The organism is Burkholderia metallica, from assembly GCF_902832845.1.
Lineage (GTDB): Bacteria > Pseudomonadota > Gammaproteobacteria > Burkholderiales > Burkholderiaceae > Burkholderia > Burkholderia metallica.
Window position 1 is genome coordinate 63808 of the sequence record NZ_CADFDB010000008.1, and the last position, 19751, is coordinate 83558.

At 66.6% G+C, this 19751-nt stretch carries 16 protein-coding genes and 1 pseudogene; 5 read left to right on the plus strand and 12 right to left on the minus strand.

All coding sequences use genetic code 11. The features are described 5' to 3' along the window. Positions 1-7 precede the first annotated feature (7 nt). The 3 genes and pseudogenes from HWX08_RS21905 to glmS all read right to left on the minus strand — a co-directional run bounded on the left by HWX08_RS21905 (position 8) and on the right by glmS (position 3817). Positions 8-1045: a sce7726 family protein gene (locus tag HWX08_RS21905; protein WP_244122761.1), complete on the minus strand. Its 1038-nt coding sequence runs from the start codon at positions 1043-1045 to the stop codon at positions 8-10. Further along, positions 1029-1805, minus strand: a pseudogene (locus tag HWX08_RS21910) (IS5 family transposase). Before HWX08_RS21910 ends, HWX08_RS21905 begins: the two are co-directional and overlap by 17 nt. Positions 1806-1987: 182 nt before the next feature. Continuing rightward, entirely contained in the window at positions 1988-3817 is a 1830-nt protein-coding gene (gene glmS / locus HWX08_RS21915; RefSeq protein ID WP_174921551.1) for a glutamine--fructose-6-phosphate transaminase (isomerizing), read from the minus strand. 156 nt (positions 3818-3973) lie between these two features. Between glmS and HWX08_RS21920 the strand changes: the two genes are divergently transcribed. Then, positions 3974-4465, plus strand: coding sequence for an Lrp/AsnC family transcriptional regulator (locus tag HWX08_RS21920; RefSeq protein WP_021160045.1), 492 nt, complete (start codon positions 3974-3976; stop codon positions 4463-4465). Between the two features lie 37 nt (positions 4466-4502). Here the strand turns inward: HWX08_RS21920 and panB are convergent, their stop codons facing one another. Further along, on the minus strand, positions 4503-5381 hold the full coding sequence (gene panB / locus HWX08_RS21925; RefSeq protein WP_174921552.1) for a 3-methyl-2-oxobutanoate hydroxymethyltransferase: 879 nt from the start codon (positions 5379-5381) through the stop codon (positions 4503-4505). 77 nt (positions 5382-5458) lie between these two features. On the opposite strand from panB, the gene HWX08_RS21930 reads away from it, so the two are divergent. Next, positions 5459-6277 (plus strand): AraC family transcriptional regulator, encoded by an 819-nt coding sequence (locus HWX08_RS21930; protein WP_174921553.1) that lies wholly within the window; start codon positions 5459-5461, stop codon positions 6275-6277. A gap of 22 nt (positions 6278-6299) precedes the next feature. Here HWX08_RS21930 and HWX08_RS21935 read toward each other — a convergent pair whose 3' ends face one another. Beyond that, a complete protein-coding gene (locus tag HWX08_RS21935) occupies positions 6300-6833 on the minus strand; it encodes a methylated-DNA--[protein]-cysteine S-methyltransferase (protein ID WP_174921554.1) in 534 nt (177 codons plus the stop codon). Continuing rightward, positions 6830-8290, minus strand: a complete 1461-nt coding sequence (locus HWX08_RS21940; RefSeq protein WP_174921555.1) for a DNA-3-methyladenine glycosylase 2 family protein — start codon at positions 8288-8290, stop codon at positions 6830-6832. The genes HWX08_RS21935 and HWX08_RS21940 overlap by 4 nt, the downstream gene beginning before the upstream one ends. Positions 8291-8630: 340 nt before the next feature. On the opposite strand from HWX08_RS21940, the gene HWX08_RS21945 reads away from it, so the two are divergent. Continuing rightward, positions 8631-9923, plus strand: a complete 1293-nt coding sequence (locus HWX08_RS21945) for an MFS transporter (protein WP_107311788.1) — start codon at positions 8631-8633, stop codon at positions 9921-9923. 77 nt (positions 9924-10000) lie between these two features. On the opposite strand, the gene HWX08_RS21950 is transcribed toward HWX08_RS21945, so the two are convergent. Next, the gene (locus HWX08_RS21950) at positions 10001-11104 is read right to left on the minus strand and encodes a LacI family DNA-binding transcriptional regulator (RefSeq protein ID WP_069259110.1); all 1104 of its coding nucleotides are present in this window, start codon (positions 11102-11104) and stop codon (positions 10001-10003) included. An 82-nt stretch (positions 11105-11186) separates the two neighbouring features. On the opposite strand from HWX08_RS21950, the gene HWX08_RS21955 reads away from it, so the two are divergent. Beyond that, positions 11187-12023, plus strand: a complete 837-nt coding sequence (locus tag HWX08_RS21955; RefSeq protein ID WP_069259111.1) for an NAD-dependent epimerase/dehydratase family protein — start codon at positions 11187-11189, stop codon at positions 12021-12023. Between the two features lie 28 nt (positions 12024-12051). Here the strand turns inward: HWX08_RS21955 and HWX08_RS21960 are convergent, their stop codons facing one another. From HWX08_RS21960 to HWX08_RS21970, 3 genes are all read right to left on the minus strand, one after another. After that, positions 12052-12372 carry a DUF1330 domain-containing protein gene (locus HWX08_RS21960; protein ID WP_069259112.1) on the minus strand — a complete coding sequence of 107 codons (321 nt, stop codon included), beginning with the start codon at positions 12370-12372 and terminating at the stop codon, positions 12052-12054. Positions 12373-12591: 219 nt separating this feature from the next. Further along, entirely contained in the window at positions 12592-13290 is a 699-nt protein-coding gene (locus HWX08_RS21965; protein ID WP_069261073.1) for a hypothetical protein, read from the minus strand. 106 nt (positions 13291-13396) lie between these two features. After that, entirely contained in the window at positions 13397-13855 is a 459-nt protein-coding gene (locus HWX08_RS21970) for a MerR family transcriptional regulator (RefSeq protein WP_174921556.1), read from the minus strand. A 77-nt stretch (positions 13856-13932) separates the two neighbouring features. On the opposite strand from HWX08_RS21970, the gene HWX08_RS21975 reads away from it, so the two are divergent. Further along, positions 13933-15177 carry an NADH:flavin oxidoreductase/NADH oxidase family protein gene (locus HWX08_RS21975; protein ID WP_174921557.1) on the plus strand — a complete coding sequence of 415 codons (1245 nt, stop codon included), beginning with the start codon at positions 13933-13935 and terminating at the stop codon, positions 15175-15177. A 156-nt stretch (positions 15178-15333) separates the two neighbouring features. Here HWX08_RS21975 and HWX08_RS21980 read toward each other — a convergent pair whose 3' ends face one another. Both HWX08_RS21980 and HWX08_RS21985 read right to left on the minus strand, forming a co-directional pair. Further along, positions 15334-17451 carry a TonB-dependent receptor gene (locus tag HWX08_RS21980; RefSeq protein ID WP_174921558.1) on the minus strand — a complete coding sequence of 706 codons (2118 nt, stop codon included), beginning with the start codon at positions 17449-17451 and terminating at the stop codon, positions 15334-15336. A gap of 53 nt (positions 17452-17504) precedes the next feature. After that, on the minus strand, positions 17505-19619 hold the full coding sequence (locus HWX08_RS21985; RefSeq protein WP_174921559.1) for a TonB-dependent receptor family protein: 2115 nt from the start codon (positions 19617-19619) through the stop codon (positions 17505-17507). Positions 19620-19751: the final 132 nt, after the last annotated feature.

Here is a 19751-nt window from a genome sequence, read left to right on the forward strand (position 1 = left end):
GAGAGCGTTAGGTGAGCTGGAAGCTGACGTTCTCTCTCAATGCAGAGAGTGCGGTTTCTCTCTGGCGCCCTGACAACGGAGTGGCGTAGCCAAGCACGCGCAAGCTCTCCGGCAGCGCGGTCACAAAGCGCACGGTTTCCCCGTCAGTTTTCCTTTTTCTTAATGCGTCGACAAAGATAGCATGCGCCTCCAGGGGCGTAAACTCCCTGAAAACGTCGCTGCAATAGGCCTGGATAATTCCGGATGGTTTCGCTACTGGCACACCGGTTTTTATCGAAACAGCATCAATATATTCAGCTTTCTGAAGGCAGCAAAATATGGTTCGGGATGATACGTTATTGCGGTTGGTCAAAGGCTCGCGAATCTGTCGCAAGGAGCCGCGCTGGGTCAGCACGAGGACACCAACGCGCGGGTCAACGAGCTCAGCATAGTTTTCCGCGTGGCGGGGATGGGTCACCAAACAAACGCGGTCAAACGCAGTCAAGTAGTCTGATGTCTGTGTGGTGAGGCGTCGGGGTGTGTCGAATTCAGTTTTGATTTCGTAGGCCGTCGACGTGCCGTTGAAGACTGCGACGTCGACGATTGAACGTCCGACGGGAAGCTCTACGTGCAGCGACGCAGTATTCGGACTGTGCCTCCCGAACACTATCCGGCTGGCAATTTCAGTCTTGTATACGAACTCGTTGCGATATGAGCGGCGAATCTCGAGCCACGCAGACTCAAATAACGATGCCAACGGTTGGCCCTTGGCCGCGGTCAATAATCCATGCTCCGCGAGGAATCTGAGCGCCGTCTCCCAGTTTCCAGACCGCGCAATATCTGCAAAAACCGGCCGCGTGAACATGCGCGCGAGCAGCCGCAGCCGCTCGGCTGAACTCAAGGTTCGGCGCGGTGCGCATGATTTCGTAAGTGGGGCGGTGGATTGCAAAACAGACATGTGGTTGGGGTTATCGTCAGCGGGCGTACCGGCCGTATAGGTCGGCCGCCATTGTAATCCCGGCGCCGTTTTCATTGCCAGATCGCAGAAATTAGTGCCAGCTACCATCTAGGTTGCGCGGCCGGCGTCGAGCGCAAAATGCATAGTCGCTTTGGGCGCAATTCATAAAGGCTTCATGGATGAACGCAAGACGTTCGAAGCGGATGCGCAGTCGTCGAAAGTTATGGAGCTATAAAATGATGCGCTCGGCAACCCGGCGTGGCTTGCTCATCCCGCTGCCGTGTGGCTCGCCGCGTCGGGCGCTTTCGGTCACGATGCCGGCTGTGTAGCAGCCGGCGGTATTTATCGTGTTCGTAACCCCGGTCACCCTGAACAATGCGGGGCTTCGAAAGTGGCCGGCCGCGCTTGCCAGCAATGGGGGGATTGCGTCGACTAGGGGCGAGGCTGGGTAACATCATGACGGTTGGCGCGCGTGAGGATTACCGGCGAGCGGGATGCCCTGCGCTTTGGTGATGAGGTGGTGTTTTGACCCGGGTTGCGCGGTCCGTAGGATTCGGTCCCGCTTTTGACCTGCACCCATTGCCCGGATCGAAGAGGAATCAAGCACGACACAGGCTATTCAATCTGGTCAACCGCGTGCAGCTTTCCGAGCAGGACTTAACGCAGTCGGTCCCAGGCACCAGTCGCCTGCCAGTCCCGTAGCTGCCACTAGCAACTCATGCCGCTACCGCAGCCCATCTCGCGCGGCACCAAGTCCCAGCGCAGGCCAGTCTGCAGGATGAGAAAGAATACCCCTGACCGGGGCGCGATCATCGAGCGGCTTGCTCCCTGGATAACGTTTTCGCCTTGGTTTGGGAGAGGGCGGCAACGGCTTGACGAGTGCCTAAATTTCGTTGTCGAGTTTGGATTTAGCTGTGACCTTTTCGTTGTCGAAACAACGCAAAGGTTGATAGGACTCGTCGAGAGTAGACAGCCCTCTTGTTCATTTTGTTAAGGGTTCTAAGCGAAACTATTCGAAGTTTTCAACAAGGGCGTAAAAACCGCCCGCCCTCACTCCACCGTCACCGACTTCGCCAGATTCCTGGGCTTATCAATATCCGTCCCTCTTGCCAGCGCAGCGTGATACGCCAACAGCTGCATCGGCACCGTATGCAGAATCGGCGAAAGCGGCCCGTAGTATTCATTGAGCCGAATCACCTCGATCCCTTCACTCGGCACCAATCCACAGTCCACATCCGCAAAGACAAAAAGCCGTCCATTCCGCGCACTGACCTCATGCATGTTCGACCGGAGCTTCTCGAGCAGCATGTCGTTCGGCGCCACGGCAATCACCGGCATCTCGTTGCTCACCAGCGCCAGCGGCCCATGCTTCAACTCGCCGGCCGGATACGCTTCGGCGTGAATATAAGAAATCTCCTTCATCTTCAACGCACCTTCCAGCGCTATCGGATAATGCATCCCGCGCCCGAGAAACAGCATGTTGTCGCGTCGTGCGAGCAGTTCCGACCACGCCATGATCTGCGGCTCCAGCGCGAGCACTTTCGACATCGCATCGGGCAGATGCCGCAGCGCCCGCAAATGCTCCTTCTCGTCGTCGTCGCTCAACCGCCCGCGCACCTGCGCAAGCGATAGCGCCAGCAGAAACAACGCAACGAGCTGCGTCGTAAAAGCCTTCGTCGAAGCCACCCCGATCTCGATCCCCGCGCGCGTGACGAACTGCAGCGCGCATTCGCGCATCAACGCACTCGTCGCGACGTTGCAGATCGCGAGCGTATTCATCATCCCGATGCGCTTCGCGACATGCACCGCGCCCAGCACATCCGCCGTCTCGCCGCTTTGCGACACCGCGACGACGAGCGTACGCGGATTCGGCACACTGTCGCGATACCGGAACTCGCTCGCAATTTCGACGCTGGCCGGCAGCTTCGCGATGCTCTCGATCCAGTATTTCGCGGTGAGCGCCGCGTGGTAGCTGCCGCCGCACGCGAGCAACAGCGCCGAATCGACGTCGTTGAACACGCGCCACGCACCGTCACCGAACAGCTCGGGCATGATCGACGAGACATCGAGCAACGTATCGGCCACCGCCTGCGGCTGCTCGAAGATCTCCTTCTGCATGTAGTAGCGATACGAGCCGAGATCCGCCGCGCCGCTATGCGCGGCGACGCGTTGCACCGCGCGCTCGACGCGCTGGCCGTTCGCATCGACGATCCAGTAGCGATGCAGCTGGATATCGGCGACGTCGCCGTTCTCCAGATAGGCGATGCGATCGGTGATGCCCGACAGCGCAATCGCATCGGAAGCCAGAAAATTCTCGCCTTCACCGACGCCGACCACGAGCGGCATCCCGTCGCGTGCGCCGACGATCCGGTGCGGCTCGTCGCGGCACATCACCGCGATCGCATAGCTGCCGCGCAGTTGCGCGACCGCGCGCCGTACCGCATCGAACAGATCGCCGTCGTACAGGTGGTCGATCAGGTGCGCGATCGCCTCGCTGTCGGTCTGGCTCGCGAAAACGTAGCCGTGCGCCTGCAATTCCGCACGCAATTGATCGCAGTTCTCGATGATCCCGTTGTGCGACAGCGCGATGCGCGCATTGGCGTCGCTCGGCGAGAAGTGAGGATGCGCATTGAGCGTGACGGGCGCGCCGTGTGTGGCCCAGCGCGTATGCGCGATGCCGGTGTAGCCGGACAGCGCCTGCGCGGCGATCTCGCGCTGCAGGTTGGCCACCCGGTCGACACTGCGGGCGCGCGCCAGCGCCCGGTCGCGATACACGACGACGCCGCACGAATCGTAGCCGCGGTACTCGAGCCGCTTCAGGCCGTCGACCAGGTTCGGCAGGATGTCCCGCTGGGCGACCGCCCCGACAATTCCACACATATCACGCTCCGTAAATGTCCCGTCTGGATCAGTGACAGCGATGGTATGGCGAGCCAAATGGAATTAAATTTCAAAATATTCGCATAAATGAAATGAGTGGCAGATGGTCTATCATGTTGAAATTAAATTTCACGCCCTGACTGGAAGGAGCCGCCGATGGCCGGCATCACCCTCGACGATCTCGACCTGCGCATTCTCGCGATCCTGCAGGACGACGCGTCGGTGTCGAACCTGCAACTGGCCGAGCGCGCGCTGTCGTCGCCGCCTACCTGCATGCGTCGCGTGCGTCGGCTGACGGAGGCCGGCGTGATCCGCCGGCAGGTCGCGGTGCTCGATCCGGTCGCGATCGGCACGGCCGTCACCGCGTTGATCGAGATCAGCCTCGACCGGCAGACGGCCGAGGACTACGACGCGTTCGAAGCGTACGTGTGCGCGGAGCCGGCCGTCACGCAGTGCTATCGCGTGTCGCCGGGGCCCGATTTCGTCGTGGTGGCCGATCTGGCCGACGTCGCCGAATACGACGAATTCGCGCGAAGGCTGTTTACCGGCGCGTCGAACGTGCGCAACGTACGGACGTTCTTCTCGACGCATCGCGCGAAGTTCGAGGCGAACGCGCGCGTCACGCACGCGATGCGCAAGCGCGCATGAAGCGATCGCGCCGTTCGCCGTGCGTTCGCGGCGTCCGTCACGGCGCAGCCGCACCAGCGGCATCGGCCACGCCTGTCACCCCTGCCAGTTGCAGCGGCTTGCCGTACCCGAAGCAATGCGCGGGCTCCGGAAACACGCGCTGCCGCACGTCGTGCGCGTACCGGCAGATCGCGTCGCGCGTCACCGCATTCGCATCGGCGTAACGCTTCACGAAGCGCGGCGTGTACGCGTCGAATGCGCCGATCAGGTCCTCGGTCACGAGCACCTGCCCGTCGCACGCGGGCGATGCGCCGATGCCGATCGTCGGGATCGTCAGCGTTTCGGTCAGATGGCGCGCGAGCGCTTCGGCCGTGCCTTCGATGACGACGCTGAACGCGCCGGCCCGTTCGGCCGAGCAGGCGGCGTCGAACACCTGCGCGGCCGAGCGCGGGTCCATCCCTTGCGCGCGGAAGCCGCCCGTCGCGTTGGCCTGCTGCGGCATGAGACCGACGTGCGCCATCACCGGGATGCCGCGCGCGGTCAGGAAGCGGATCGTATCGGCCATCTCGCTGCCGCCTTCGAGCTTCACGGCCTGCGCGCCGGTTTCGGCGAGCAGGCGCGCAGCGGAGCGATACGCCTGTGCAGGCGATTCCTGGTAGGTCGAGAACGGCAGGTCGACGACCACACACGCCTGCGCGGCGCCGCGCACGACGGCCGCCCCGTGTGCAATCATCATGTCGAGCGTGACGCGCAGCGTATCGGGCATCCCGTACAGCACCATGCCGACGGAGTCGCCGACGATGATCACGTCGGCCACCTCGTCGACGAGCTTCGCCATCGGCGCGGAATACGCGGTCAGCGACACGAGGCTGCCGATGCCCTTGGTCGAACGGATCGCGGTGACGGTCTTGCGGGTAGTGCGGGTATGAGCGCTCATGGGCGGAAGCCGTGTGAAGGAAGAGCCGCCACGGTAGCATCGCGCTCGTTCGTGAAATGACCTTCGGAGGACGTCTTATGTTGCTGGCGGGACAATCGGGTGACGCTTATGCGGTGCCGCCGATGGCGCGCCTGCCGAGGCCGCTGTACGTGCGCGCGTTCGAGATTCCCGGCAACGCGAGCGTCGACGCGCACAGTCATCCTTGGGCGCAGCTGATGTATGCGACGAGCGGCGTGCTCGAGGTCGAGACGCCGTCGGGCCGGCACCTGCTGCCGCCGCACTATGCGATGTGGATTCCGCCGCACGTGCCGCATGCGGTGTCGACGCGCGACTGCGTCGCGTTCCACAGCCTGTATCTCGACGCCGCGATCGCGCGCGACGACGTGCACGACGATTGCGCGATCCTCTGCATGACGCCGCTGCTGCGCGAGTTGGTGATCGCCACGGCGGAATTGCCGGTGAACTACGACGAGACGGGGCCGGACGGTGCACTCGTGTGCCTGATCGCCGACCGGATCGCCCGGATGCGGGCGGCGCCGCTGACGGTGCCGCTGCCGCGCGACGCGCGCCTGCTGAAAATCGCGCGTGCATTGCATGCGTATCCGGGCGATGCGCGCAGCCTCGACGAATGGGGCCATCAGGTCGGCGCGACGCGGCGCACGCTTTCACGGCTGTTCCGGCAGGACACGGGCTTGTCGTTCACCGAATGGCGGCAGGCACTGCGGCTGCTTGCTTCGCTGCCGCTGCTCGACGCGGGCGAGCCGATCGGCACGGTGGCCGCGCAACTGGGCTACGACTCGACGTCGTCGTTCATCGCGCTGTTCCACGCGAAATTCCGCGTGACGCCCGGCGCGTATGCGAAGCGTGAAGCGCGCCGGCCGGTATTGAACGCGTAACGTCGCGGCGGCGCGCCGCCGCTCAGAACGCGAGCGCCTGCTGTACCGGCTGGCGGGCGCCGCGCGCGAACCCGGCGCCTTCGAGCGACAGCAGCGCACGCTTGCGGTCGATGCCGCCCGCATAGCCGGTCAGGCTGCCCGATGCGCCGACCACGCGATGGCACGGCACCATGATCGACACCGGATTGCGGCCCACCGCGCCGCCCACCGCACGCGCGCCGCTCATCGGCAACCCGACGCGCTCGGTGATGTCGCCGTACGTGACGAGCTCGCCGAACGGAATCGCGAGCAACTCCTTCCACACCCGTCGCTGAAACGCGGTGCCGTTCAGGCGAATCGGCACCGAGAAGGTCTCGCGCGTTCCGGTGAAGTATTCGGCGACTTCGTCCGCGACCCGGCGGGCGAGCGGCGACATTGCGAGCGCATCCGCTTCGCTCACGATCGCCACCGACGGGAAGTATTTCTGGCCGACGAAGTAGAGGCCGGTCAGCGCGTCGTCCTCGATGCGCACGGCGATGTCGCCCAGCGGGCTCGGAATCAGGTGAGCGGGGGTCATCGCACGACATCTCCATGAAGACGCCACACGTGCAGTGCGGCATATGCGCGCCACGGCGCCCAGCGCGCCGCATGCGGCACGGATGATGGCACACGGGCGCGTTCGGCGCGGGCGGGCAGCCACGCATCGTCGACCGGGAACGCATTTGGCCAGGCCATCGCGCGCATCGCGACGTACTGCACCGCGCGCTCGTCGAAACCGGGCATCGCGCGCAGCGCAGCGAGCGTCGCGTCGAGCGGCGCCATCGGTTCGAGCGCGAGCGTGCCGTCGTCGACCGCGCGGGCGAGCGACACGATCGCCGCCGCGGCGACGCGCGCGATGCCGAGCGTTTCGAGGGCGGCGGGCGGCAGCGCGGCCAGCGTCGCGGCGCACGGCAGCGCATGCGTGAGGCCCGGCGGCGCGCCTTGCGCCGCGGTGCCGAAACGTTCGGCGATGCGGGCGAGCCAAGGCGTGCCCGCGTGCGCCGCGGCGAGCCGTTCGCCCGCGATCGCGCGGATCGCGATCTCGACACCGTCGAATGCGCCGGGCACGCGCAGGCCCGGCGAGCCGCTCGCGAGTTCGCCGAGATGCGCATCGATCACGTCGGGGCGGCTGTCGAGGTCGAACAGCCGCCGCACGCGGGCGAGCACGGCCGGCACGACCGGCGTCAGCGCGGGCGATACGGTGACGGCCAGCGCGAAGCGCTGCGGCACGTGCGTCACCGACACCCAGCCGGTCACGCGGCCGTGGCCCGGCTTGCCGTGCCGGTCCGGCAATTCGACGACGCGCGCATAACCTTGCGCATCGATCCGCTCGACGCCGTCGATCTGCCGCTGCGCGAGAAAGCGCATCAGATCGGCCCATGCGAACGGCGGCCGGTACGGCAGCGGAAACGTCATGTCGCCGTCGGCCGGCGCGCGTGCCCCTTTGCGCAGCCGCAGCGGATTGAGGCCGTAACGCTGCAGGAACAGGTCGTTGAAGCGCCGCACGCTGCCGAACCCGGCCGTCGATGCGACGACGGCCACCGGCAGCGCGGTGTCGGTCAGCAGCCGCTTGGCCATCAGCAACCGGTGCGTCTGCGCGAACTCGACCGGCGACACGCCGAACTGCGCACCGAAGATCCGGCGCAAATGGCGCTCGGTCACGCCGACGCGCTGCGCCAGCGCATCGACGGAATGCGCGTTCAGGAAACCATCCTCGATCAGCGTGGCGGCCGCGTCGGCGAGATTGCCGGACAGGTCGAGCAGCCCGTGGCCGGGTGCGAGCTCGGGGCGGCAGCGCATGCAGGGTCGAAAGCCGGCTTTCTCGGCGGCCGCGGCGGTCGGGTAGTAGCTGCAGTTCCGCGCTTTCGGCGGCTTCACCGGGCAGACGGGGCGGCAATACACGCCCGTCGTCGCGACGCCGACGAAGAACCAGCCGTCGAAGCGGCGGTTTCGCGAAAGCAGCGCGTCGTAGCAGGTGTCGGGATCGAGTCGCATGAGACCGACTGTAAACCATCCCCGCCCCCGTTTCTGGCTGGAATCGGACCTGTGTATCGACCGCCATCTCCCTCGCGCGCGCCTGCCGGAAAATCCGGGAAAAACGGTTAATGCCACGTTGCGAAACAGTCGTCTCTTTTGCGGTGGTCAATGTGAGATGACTCATCGAAATCCCCGACTGACAGGGCGCCGGCACACGTCCTATCCTTTGAAAAACGTTTTCCAGACTATCGGCGGAATCGGTCGTGCGCAGCAGCGCGTCGCCGTCCGCCCCGGCGCCGGTCGCCGGTCAACGAACTTCGTGCGGCGCGACGGGCGCGACCGCGCATCGGAGACATTCATGCAATCTGCCGTCGTCGGCGCCGTGCGCGCCGCCGCCAGCCGCTACCGCTGGACCGTCTGTGCGCTGCTGTTTTTCGCGACCGTGATCAACTACATGGATCGGCAGATCCTCGGCCTGCTCGCGCCGATGCTCCAGCACGACATCGGCTGGAGCCAGGTGCAGTACGGCCGCATCGTGATGGCGTTTTCGGCGTTCTATGCGATCGGCCTGCTCGGTTTCGGGCGCATCGTCGACTGGCTCGGCACGCGCATCTCGTACGCGCTGGCGATGCTGGTGTGGAGCATCGCCGCGATGCTGCATGCGGCGGTCGGCTCGGTGATGGGGTTCGCGTTCGTGCGCGCGCTGCTCGGGATCGGTGAAGGCGGCAACTTCCCGGCCGCGATCAAGACGACGGCCGAATGGTTCCCGCGCCGCGAGCGCGCACTCGCCACCGGCATCTTCAACTCGGGCGCGAACATCGGCGCGGTGTTCGCGCCGGCGATCATCCCGGCGATCGCGGTGGCCTACGGCTGGCGCGCGGCGTTCGTGATCATCGGCGCGATCGGCATCGTGTGGCTCGCGGTGTGGCTCGTGCTCTATCGTCAGGCCGATACGCGCGCGCTCGCCGCGGAGTACGACGAGCCGCGCGACGAAGCCGAGGCGCTCGATGCGGCGAACGCGAACGCCGGCGCGCCGCGCTGGGGCGAGCTGATCCGCAAGCGCGAGACGTGGGCATTCCTGATCGGCAAGTTCCTGACCGACCCGGTGTGGTGGTTCTACCTGTTCTGGCTGCCGAAGTGGCTCAACGAATCGCGCGGGATGGACATGCAGCACATCGGGCTGCCGCTCGTCTGCATCTATGCGCTGACGACGGTCGGCAGTATCGGCGGCGGCTGGCTGTCGTCGAAGCTGCTGCGCGCGGGCTGGAGCGTGAACCGGGCGCGCAAGACGGCGATGCTGATCTGCGCATGCTGCGTGCTGCCGATCGCGTTCGTGTCGCAGGTGCAGAGCCTGTGGGTCGCGGTGCTGATCGTCGGCCTCGCCGCCGCCGCGCACCAGGGCTGGTCGGCGAACCTGTTCACGACCGCGTCCGACCTGTTCCCGCGTCGCGCGGTGGCGTCGGTCGTCGGCATCGGCGGGATGGCCGGATCGATCGGCGGCGTGCTGTTCTCGGAAGTGATCGGCCAGGTGCTGCAGCGCACGGGCCACTACTGGGTGCTGTTCGCGATCGGCGCATCGGCGTACCTGATCGCGCTGGCCGTGATGCACGTGCTCACGCCGAAGATGAAGCCGGCGCAGCTCGACGCATGAGCGCGTGATCGAGTGTCGACGAACGAACGCGCCGCCCTCGGGCGGCGCGTTTTCATTGAAGGCGCGAAGCGGGAAACTCAGCCGGCCGCCGCCGTCGACGCACGCATGATCAGCCGCGGCTCGAACGTCGAATAGCTCGCGTCGGTGCGGCCCGCGAGCGCGTCGATCAGCTTCTGCATCGCGAGTTCGCCCATGTTCTCGCTCTGGATGTCGACGGTCGTCAGCGCGGGTGCCGCGTATTCGCCGTACGGCACGTTGTCGATGCCGGCGACCGACACGTCCTGCGGCAGCCGGAAACCGAGCGACGCGGCTTCCTTCATGAAGCCGAGCGCGATCAGGTCGTTGTAGCAGATCACGGCCTGCGGACGCTGCGGCCCGAGCATCACGCGCGAACACGCGCGTTCGCCGGCTTCGGCGGTCGGCGCATGCGCATCGTGCACGTCGAGCGTGAGCCCGGCTTCCGCGAGACAGTCGCGCGCGCCCTGGATCCGCTCGTCGTTCACGCGCGCGCTGCCGAAGCCGAGATACGCGATGCGCGTGTGGCCGAGGTTGAGCAGATGCCGCGCGAGCATGTAGGTCGACAGCCGGTTGTCGATGCCGACGCTCGGAATCGGCAGGCCGGGGCTGCGGCGCAGCAGCACGAGCGGCTTGTTGAGATCGAGCATCCAGCCGGCTTCATCGTCCGGCATCCGCGTGCTGACGATCAGCCCGTCGACGCGCTGCGCGAGCGCCTCGATCAGCGAGCGCTCGCGCGCCTGGCTCTCCTCGGTATCGACGAGCAGCAGCGTGTAGTCGTGCTGCAGCGCGACGCGGTTCGCACCTTTCACCACGTTCGTGAAGTGCGGGTTGCTGATGTCGAGGATCACGAGGCCGATCGTGCGCGTGCGGCCCGTGATCATCGAGCGCGCGAGCGGGTTCGAGCGGTAGCCGAGCCGGTCGATGGCTTCCTTGAGCCGTGCTTCGACGGTCGGCGAGAAGCGCTGCGTACCGTTCACGTATTTCGATACCGTCGCGACCGACACGCCGGCTTCCGCCGCCACGTCGCGGATCGTCGGGGAAACTTTTTTCATCCGGAGGGTAACGTTTTCGTTCGATAACGCCGGATTGTGGCAGAAAAAGGAGGCGCGCGGCCACGCGCCGATATCGGGAAAGTGCGGAGGGTTGCGAACGGGTTCGACCATTGACGTTCGGCGGCGCTCCCGCGTATAGTTGGAAAACGTTTTCCATCCCAGTCAGATTTCAGGTCAGATTCAAGGAGATTCGATGAACGCCTCATCCACCGGCGCGCGCAAACCGTTCGGGCGCCTGCTGCTGACGGGCGCGGCCGGCAACCTCGGCCGCCAGTTGCGCGGCGCGCTCGCCGACTGGGCCGACGTCGTGCGCGTCAGCGACATCGCGACGCTCGGCGACGCGGCCCCGCATGAAGAAACCCGCGTCGTCGATCTGGCCGACCGGGCCGCGGTGATGCAGCTCGTCGACGGCGTCGACGCGATCGTCCACCTCGGCGGCATTTCGGTCGACGCGCCGTTCGACGATCTCGTCGGCGCGAACATCACCGGCACGTACAACCTGTACGAAGCTGCGCGCAAACATGGCGTGAAGCGCGTCGTGTTCGCGAGCTCGAACCATGCGATCGGCTTCCATCCGGTCACCGAAGTGCTCGACGCCGATTCGCCGCTGCGCCCCGACAGCCTGTACGGCGTGACGAAATGCTTCGGCGAATCGCTGTCGCGCTACTACTTCGACCGCTTCGGCATCGAGACGGTGTGCCTGCGGATCGGTTCATCGTTCGAAGTACCGAAGAATCCACGCATGCTCGTCACGTTCCTCAGCTATCGCGACTTCATCGAGCTCGTGCGCTGTTCGCTGCTGACGAATCGAGTCGGGCACGCGATCGTGTACGGCGCGTCGGACAACCCGGTGAAGTGGTGGGACAACACGAAGGCCGGCTTCCTCGGCTTCCGCCCGCGCGACAGCTCCGAGCAGTTCGCCGGCTTGTTCCCGGTGACCGCGCCGACCGCCGACTACGACGATCCCGCGCAGCGGTTCCAGGGCGGCGGGTTCGTCGTCGGCGAGCCGATGGAGCGCAAGGCGTCGTAAGCGTCGCCGGCGTCACCCGCATCGCGGCTCAGCGCAGGATGTCGGTCGCGCGGTGCCGTTCGTCGACGCCGTCGATCAGGATCAGCGGGCCGCTCGCGTGCCGTGCGCGCAGCGGCTGAATCTGCCGGTACGCATCCGATTCGTACCACGCGCGCGCGGTGTCGAGATCGGGAAACGCGATCGCGATCAGGTCGCCGCGCCACGCGCCTTCGCGTACCTCCGGCCGCGCGCCGTGTATCGCGAAGCGGCCGTCGTACGGCGCGAGCGTCCCGTCGATGCGTTCGAGGTATTCGACGATGTCGTCGCACATCTCGACGTCGTGCAGGTGGGCGATGGCGTACGCGGTCATGGCAGGCTCCTTGATGTGATGCGGGTCGATGGAGCGATGATCGCGGCGCGGGTGCCGCGCGTCGATTACCTGTGGCGTAAGCAAAGTCGCGCGGCGGCGGAAGGGGCGCTGAGCGAGCCGTCGGGCACTTCGCGCGTGCCGCGCGGCGGCATCCCCGCCCCCCGCCTGCCCGCACGCATCGTCATCCGGGCAGCAGGGCAGCCGCGCTGCCCGTCGCCGTCAATGCGGCTTGCCGCAAGCCGGATCGGCGCCGCGCCGCTCGGCCGAATCGCACCAGGAGTCCGGCCGCCACGCTTCGAACGTGACGGCTTTCGCCGCATTCGCGCGCGTGACGCGTACCGGGTCGGCCTTCAGCGCATCGCCGTTCGGGTCGTCGTTGAGCCGCCAGCTCCGTGTCACTTCGCGATGGAACACCCACGTGCGATGCGCGGCGTCGTAGCGAAACGTCACGCGGTCGCGCCAGTGGCTCGGCCCCATGAATACGCCCTGTTCGACGGTGAAGGTGCGCGGCTCGACCGTGAGCGCGTTCTCGGCCACGCCGTCGAGATACGGATCGCCCATCCCGTCTTCGTCGGCCTGCATGATCACGGCGTCGTTGCGCGCGGCGAGCCGGTAGTGTCCGTCCTTGTCCGGCAGGAAAATCATCAGCGGGCGCGGCGAAGGGTTGCGCATCGAATCGTCGGGCCGATGCGCGACGACGACATAGCCGATGCGGGTGCCGTCGGTCAGGCGCCCCGACGTGGCATCCAGCGCTTCGTAGCCGGCCGGAAGCTGCGCGACGATGTCGTGCGGAAGGCCGGATGTGTCCGGGCAGCGGATCGAAGGAGCCGGTTCGCCGCACGTCGCGGCGCAGGCGCTGCCGATGGCGAACGTCAGCAGCGCGGCAACGACGCATCGTGTGATGCGGGGGATCGTCATGCGGATCGGGTCATGAGGTTGCGCCGCGGGCGCCGGCGCGCATGCGTCGGTCCGGCTCGCCATCGCGCGCGGGTGGAGGGATCGATGCACGGCGCGGAGCCGGCCGTCACGCACGCTTGCGCACCGGCCGCACGACGGGCGCGGGCTCCAGCGGCTGGCTGGCCTGCTCGTCCAGCCGGTCGAGCATCCGTTGCGCGGCGGCCGCGCAGTCGCCGCCCGCCGGCTTGTGTTCGATTTCGTGGATCAGCGTCTGCAGATTCTGCCGGTTGTGCGCGAGACGCCGTTCGAGCAGCTTGATTTCGTCGACCTTGTGCCGCAGCGCGACCAGCAACTCGTCGCGCTGCCACACGCCGAGATCGGGCGGCAGTATCGCGCGGATTTCGTCGAGCGCGAAGCCCGCGCGCTGCGCGCGGTCGATGATCGAGAGCCGCGTCAGCGCTTCCGACCCGTATTCCCGATAGCCGTTTGCCTGCCGGCGGGCCGGTTCGAGCAGCCCGCTCGCTTCGTAGAAGCGGATGCGCGACGCCGCGAGACCGCTCGCTTTCGCCAGTTCGCCGATTTTCATGATGTGCTCCAAAAGCGCTTGACCTTGAAGTTGACTTTAAAGTTATCGTGGGTCATCGTCAATCGAGGGTGTCCTCCATGAACCTGTTTACACCGCTGACACTGCCCAACGGGGCGGTGATTCCGAACCGTCTGGCCAAGGCCGCGATGGAAGAGAACATGGCCGATGCGGAGCACGCGCCGTCCGACGCATTGCTGCGCTTGTACCAGGCGTGGGCCGACGGCCAGGTCGGCCTGATCCTGACCGGCAACGTGATGGTGGACGGCCGCGCGATGACGGGGCCGAACGGCGTCGTGCTCGAGAACGACGCGCATCTCGACCGCTTCCGCCGCTGGGCGCAGGTGGCGCGCTCGGGCGGCGCGCACGTTTGGATGCAGATCAATCACCCGGGGCGCCAGATGCAGGCGGCGCTCGGCCAGACGACGCTCGCGCCGTCGGCCGTGCCGCTCGCGCTCGGTTCGCTGTCGAAGCGGTTCCCGGTGCCGAAGGAGATGACGCGGGCCGATATCGCCGACGTGCAGCGCCGCTTCGTGCGCGCCGCGCAGCTCGCGGAGCAGAGCGGCTTCACCGGCGTGGAGATCCATGCGGCGCACGGCTATCTGCTGAGCCAGTTCCTGTCGCCGCTGACCAACCGCCGGCAGGATCGGTGGGGCGGCAGCATCGAGGGGCGCGCCCGCCTGCTGCTCGATATCGTGCGGGAAGTGCGTGCGACGGTGTCGCCGGAATTTGCGGTCGCGGTCAAGCTGAACTCGGCCGATTTCCAGCGCGGCGGCTTCAGCGCGGACGATGCGAAGCGCGTGGTCGAACTGCTGAATCCGCTCGGCGTCGATCTCGTCGAACTGTCGGGCGGCAGCTATGAAGTGCCGGCGATGCAGGGCGAGGCGCGCGACGGGCGCACGCTGGCCCGCGAAGCGTATTTCCTCGAATTCGCACGCGACATCACGGCCGTCGCGCGCATGCCGCTGATGGTCACGGGCGGCATCCGGCGCCGCGTGGTGGCCGAGCAGGTGGTCGACAGCGGCGTGGCGATGGTCGGCATCGCGACCGCCTTGTCGATCGAGCCGAACCTGCCGCGCGACTGGCGGGCCGGCAAGGACAGCGCGCCGGTGCTGGAGCCGATCCGGTGGAAGAACAAGGTGCTGGGCGCGCTCGCCAACATGGCCGTCGTCAAGTTCCAGCTCACGCGGCTCAGCGAAGGCCGGCGCACCCACCCGCAGGTGTCGCCGCTGCGCGCGCTGGTCGGGCAGCAACTGGCCACGCAGTGCCAGACGCGGCGCTACCGGAAGTGGATGGCGGGGCGCGGGGCGGGTACGCGAGCGTAACGGCGGTTAGGCGTGCGCGACGGCGGTCAGGAGTGCGTGATGGCGGGCACGCGTACCCAACGGTAATCATGCGGGAAACGGGAAGCCGGTTGCACGGCGGCGTCCCGATGAACGCAACCGCCGCCGCGCAGGCGCGTGCCATCGCTTCGCGCCGGATCAGAACCGGTAGTTCGCCAGCACTTCGATCCGCCGGTCGTTGCCGAGCAGGTACTGCGTCTCGTTGTAGTACGCGGACTGCACGAAGCGCCGGTTGAACACGTTGTACGCGCGCGCGGTGATCGTCGTGTCCTTGCGCGGCTTCCACGCGAGGCCGAGGTCGACGGTCGTGTACGACGGCATCATGAGCTGGTTCGCGGTATCGGCGAAGCGCTTGCCGACGTACTTGACGCCCGCGATGCCCGTCCAGTCCGGCGCGAAGCGCCAGCTCACCCACAGGTTCGCGAGCCGCTGCGGCGCCGACACCGGCACGTTGCCCGCACGCGAGACCGTCGTGCCGCCGGACGCCTGCTGGAAGTCGTCGTATTTCGCGCGCAGGATCGACACGTTCGCGTCGACGCGCCAGTCCTTCGCCATCTCCGCGCCGACCGTCGCCTCCAGCCCGCGCGACGACTGCTGGCCGACCTGGATGGACTGGTTCGGGTTCAGCGGATCGGCCGTCAGGAGGTTGCGCTTGACGATCCGGTACGCGGCCAGCGTCCATTCCGCCCTGCCGTCGAGAAACGACTGCTTCACGCCGATTTCGATCTGCCGGCCGGTCGCGAGCGTGAAGTTCGCCTTCGATGCATTCAGCGACAGCAGCGAGCTGACCGGATCGGCCGCGACCGAATACTGGCCGTACACGGCGAGGCCGGGCCGCACGTCGTACACGGTGCCGACGCGCCAGCCCGTGTTCGCGAACACCTTCGTGAACGCGCCGCCGTTCACGAGATCGTCGCGATTCACGCTCGCGTGGTCGTAGCGCAGCCCGCCGATCACCGACCAGCGCGGTGTGATTTCCAGCCGGTTCTCGGCGAACAGCGCGTACTGGTTCGCCTGGCTGCGGTACTTCGGATAAGTGCCGGCCGTGTTGATGAAGCGGCCCGGATCGAAGTCGAACGGATCGACCGTCGACGTGCCCGAATACGGCGAATTGTTGTCGTGCTGGAACGTCGTGTGATTGAACTCGAAGCCGGCCGAGAACGTGTTGCGCATACCGAGCAGCGCGGTGGTCACGGTGGCCGCCGTCACGTTGCCGTACTGTTCCTGGTCGTGGAAGATTTCGGTGTAGCTGCTGCGCCGGATTTGCGCGGTCGACGGCAGGTACGTGTAGTACTCCGCATCCTTCCAGTGACGGTTGCTCTTCATCCGGTACAGCGTGCTCGTCACGTTCAGGCTGTCGCTCGGCTGCCAGTTCGCCGACACGGTTGCCCAGCTGTCGCGGAACGCGATGTCACTGTCGCCGACGTTGTAGTTCTTCTTGTCGAGCGCGCGATCGAGCGCGCCGTTCACGAGCGGTACGCCGAAATACTGCATCGGATGCTGGAAGCCCTGCGCGTACGATGCACTCACGTACAGGTCGGACGTCACGTCGTAGCGCAGCGCGCCTGAGAACGACAGGTTGCGCGAATTGCCGCGGTCGACCCAGTTCGATGCGCGGTTGCCGCTGATGTCGAAGCGGTACGACAGCTTATCGTTGATCGCGCCGCCGCTGCCGAACGCGACTCGCGCGGTGCCTTCGGTGCCGCCGCCGACCTGGAACTCGTTCTGGATCGCGCCGCGTGTCGGCTTCTTCGGCACGATGTTGACGACGCCGCCGATCGCGCCTTCGCCGTAGATCACCGACGCGGGGCCGCGCAGCACGTCGATATGGTCGACCGACCACGTGTCGAACGGGAAGGTGACGCCGATCGCGCCATACGGGCGCACGCCGTCATACAGCTGCGTGACCGACGCCGCGCCGACGAAGCCGCGCGCACCCAGTTCCGAATCGCCGTTGCCGGGATGCGGCGATGCACTGATGCCGGCGGCGCGGCTCACCGCGTCGACGATCGACGCGTCGCCGCGGGTGTCGAGCGTCTTGCGATCGATCTGCTCGACACTCGCGGGCGTTTCGAGCGAACTCAAGCCGAGGCGGCTACCGGTGTCGAGCGGCTGCGTGAGCGGCGTCGCCTTCTGTGCGTTGACGAGAATCGGGGCAAGCGTGGCGCCGGTGTGCTTGATGTCGCTTTCCTGTGCCTGCCCGGCGGGTGAGAAGGCGGCGAGCAAGGCGGCGGGCAGCATCAATCTGAACTTCATGTTTCGGTTTCCTTCGAATCTTTGCAATGAGCACGGCTGCGGGCGGCGGCGCATCAGAATGCGTACCGCATGCCGGCGAACACGCTGCGTCCTTCGCCCGGATAGAAGATCGCGGTGTTCGCGGTGCGCGCGTTCGCGACCGTGCTGATGTCGCTCACGTAGCGCTTGTTGGTCAGGTTGCGCGCGTCGACGAACAGCGACAGCCCGTTGCGGAAGTCGTAGCCGGCCTGCAGCCCGAGCAGCGTGTAGCTCGGCACGCGCAACGTGTTCGCATCGTCCGCCCACGCGCCCGACGGCACCCAGTCGAGCGTCGCCGCGAGGTGGAAGCCGCTCGGGCGTGCATAGCCGAGCGTCGCGCGCAGCACGTTCAGCGGCACGCCCGCGATCCGGTTGTTGCCGTACTGCGGATCGTTCTTGAAGCGGAAGTCGTTCAGGTTCCAGATGCCCGACAGCGTGATCGTGTCGCCCGCGCCGCGCCCGGTGACGTTGCGCAGCAGCTCGACCGTCGCGCCGGCCTCGATCCCCTGCAGCACCGTCCTGTTCGCGTTGAACGTCGACGCCGGCACATCCGGGTTCGTCGTGTATTGCAGCAACTGGTCGCGCACGAGCGAGCGATAGGCGGTCACGTCCCAGCTCACGCGCTCGCGCGAGCCGCGCGTGCCGAACTCGATCGTCCACGCGTGCTGCGCCGCGAGCGGCGTGAAGCGCGTCGTGTTCGAGAAGGTCTGCGTGAGGTCGGTGAAGTCGGGGACGTCCTGGCTGCGCGTGATGTCGACATAGGCCTGGGTGTTCGCATCCGGCTGCCACAGCAGCCCGAGCTTCGGATTGACGCCGCTGTAGCTCGCGTTCGTCGACCGGTAGTTCGGGTCGCGCGGCAACCCGCCGTTGTCGATGTATTCGCGCACCGAATGCAGGACCTTCACGCCCGTCATCAGCGCGACGGTCGGCACGAAGAACAGCCGGTTCTCGACGTACGCCTCGTAGTTGAACGCCGTCTGCGTCGAGTCGAGCGTCTGCGCGCCCTTGTCGCCGTTGACGTTCACGTACTGGTTCGCCTGCGTGCGGCCGCCGAAGAAGCGCGCGCCGACGATCAGGTCGTCGCGCATCCCGCCGAGCGTCAGGCGGCCCGTGTAGCGCGGCGCGAAGCCGTAGGTCCAGCCGTCCTGGTCGAGCGCCTGGAAGATCGGGTGATAGAGGCTCTTGTGGATCGCCCACGTGTCGAACTGCAGTTCGCCCGAATCGAGCTTCACCGTCGTGCGGTTCGCGATCCGCTCGGTGCGCGTGTTGCGTGCCTGGTCGCCCGACACCGCGCTCGGCGCGGCCTTGGTCGGATTGTTCAGCGCGTCGGACAGCGACAGCGTGCCCGGCAGCAACTGGTCGACGACGTACACGCCGACGTAGAAGCGCGTTTCGACCGTCGGGCTGAACCGGTAGCCGACGTTCGCGTTGAACTGCTCGTATTGCCCCTTCGCGTGATCGCGATAGCCGTCCGCGTGATTCACGCTGAAGTTGGCGAGGAAGTCGAGCGGGCCGAGCACGCGCGAGACCTGCGCGCTGGTGCGCACCGTGCCGTAGCTGCCGCCTTCCACGCGCACGATGTTCGGCGCGTCCGCCGTGCGGGCGGTCGGTGTGACGAAGTCGATCGCGCCGCCGAGTGTCGACGCGCCGTACGCGAGGCCGTTGCCGCCCTTGTAGACCTGCACCGCCTGCAGCGCGAGCGGATCGATCTGGTAGTAGTCGCCGCTGCCGTCCGCGAGGTTGGTCGGGATGCCGTCCTGCAGGATTTCGAGGCCGCGCGTGTGATACGCGCGGGCAATTCCCGAGCCGCGGATCGACAGCCGCAGCTCCTGGCCGTAGCGGTTCTCGACGAACACGCCCGGCACGTCCTTCAGCACGTCGCGCAGCGTGAACGCGTAGGTGTTCCGGTAGCTGTCCGCATCGACGAAGCCCACCGAGCCGACCGTCTGTTCGAGCGTGCGCTTCAGCGCATCGGTCGATTTCGACGTGAGCGAGTCCGGCGCGCGGGTCGCGTTGACGTTGATCGCGGGCAGTGTCGACGTATCCGATGCGTCGGTCGGCGCGGCGGCGCCTTGTGCGCCGGCGGCCGACGCGAAGAGCACGGAAATCGCGCCGGACAGCGCGACGGCAATACGAGTCACGGGAAACATGTCGTTATACGAAGAGTAAGGGTGACAATGATGAAACGGGCACGCGTGCACGCCATGCGCGGCGCCGGCCGCCGCGCGTGGTCACGCGCGCGGGCTCGGTATCGGGCGCCGGCAGGGCGGGCAGGCAAGGTG

Excerpts from the sequence above, each read along its gene's own strand:
- HWX08_RS21950 (WP_069259110.1), bottom strand. The coding sequence starts at position 11,104 with ATGGTCGAACCCGTTCGCAACCCTCCGCACTTTCCCGATATCGGCGCG.
- glmS (WP_174921551.1), bottom strand. The coding sequence starts at position 3,817 with ATGTGTGGAATTGTCGGGGCGGTCGCCCAGCGGGACATCCTGCCGAAC.
- HWX08_RS21965 (WP_069261073.1), bottom strand. The coding sequence starts at position 13,290 with ATGACGATCCCCCGCATCACACGATGCGTCGTTGCCGCGCTGCTGACG.
- HWX08_RS21945 (WP_107311788.1), top strand. The coding sequence starts at position 8,631 with ATGCAATCTGCCGTCGTCGGCGCCGTGCGCGCCGCCGCCAGCCGCTAC.
- HWX08_RS21935 (WP_174921554.1), bottom strand. The coding sequence starts at position 6,833 with ATGACCCCCGCTCACCTGATTCCGAGCCCGCTGGGCGACATCGCCGTG.
- HWX08_RS21930 (WP_174921553.1), top strand. The coding sequence starts at position 5,459 with ATGTTGCTGGCGGGACAATCGGGTGACGCTTATGCGGTGCCGCCGATG.
- HWX08_RS21985 (WP_174921559.1), bottom strand. The coding sequence starts at position 19,619 with ATGTTTCCCGTGACTCGTATTGCCGTCGCGCTGTCCGGCGCGATTTCC.
- HWX08_RS21970 (WP_174921556.1), bottom strand. The coding sequence starts at position 13,855 with ATGAAAATCGGCGAACTGGCGAAAGCGAGCGGTCTCGCGGCGTCGCGC.
- HWX08_RS21975 (WP_174921557.1), top strand. The coding sequence starts at position 13,933 with ATGAACCTGTTTACACCGCTGACACTGCCCAACGGGGCGGTGATTCCG.
- HWX08_RS21920 (WP_021160045.1), top strand. The coding sequence starts at position 3,974 with ATGGCCGGCATCACCCTCGACGATCTCGACCTGCGCATTCTCGCGATC.
- HWX08_RS21905 (WP_244122761.1), bottom strand. The coding sequence starts at position 1,045 with ATGGTAGCTGGCACTAATTTCTGCGATCTGGCAATGAAAACGGCGCCG.
- HWX08_RS21955 (WP_069259111.1), top strand. The coding sequence starts at position 11,187 with ATGAACGCCTCATCCACCGGCGCGCGCAAACCGTTCGGGCGCCTGCTG.
- HWX08_RS21940 (WP_174921555.1), bottom strand. The coding sequence starts at position 8,290 with ATGCGACTCGATCCCGACACCTGCTACGACGCGCTGCTTTCGCGAAAC.
- HWX08_RS21960 (WP_069259112.1), bottom strand. The coding sequence starts at position 12,372 with ATGACCGCGTACGCCATCGCCCACCTGCACGACGTCGAGATGTGCGAC.
- panB (WP_174921552.1), bottom strand. The coding sequence starts at position 5,381 with ATGAGCGCTCATACCCGCACTACCCGCAAGACCGTCACCGCGATCCGT.
- HWX08_RS21980 (WP_174921558.1), bottom strand. The coding sequence starts at position 17,451 with ATGAAGTTCAGATTGATGCTGCCCGCCGCCTTGCTCGCCGCCTTCTCA.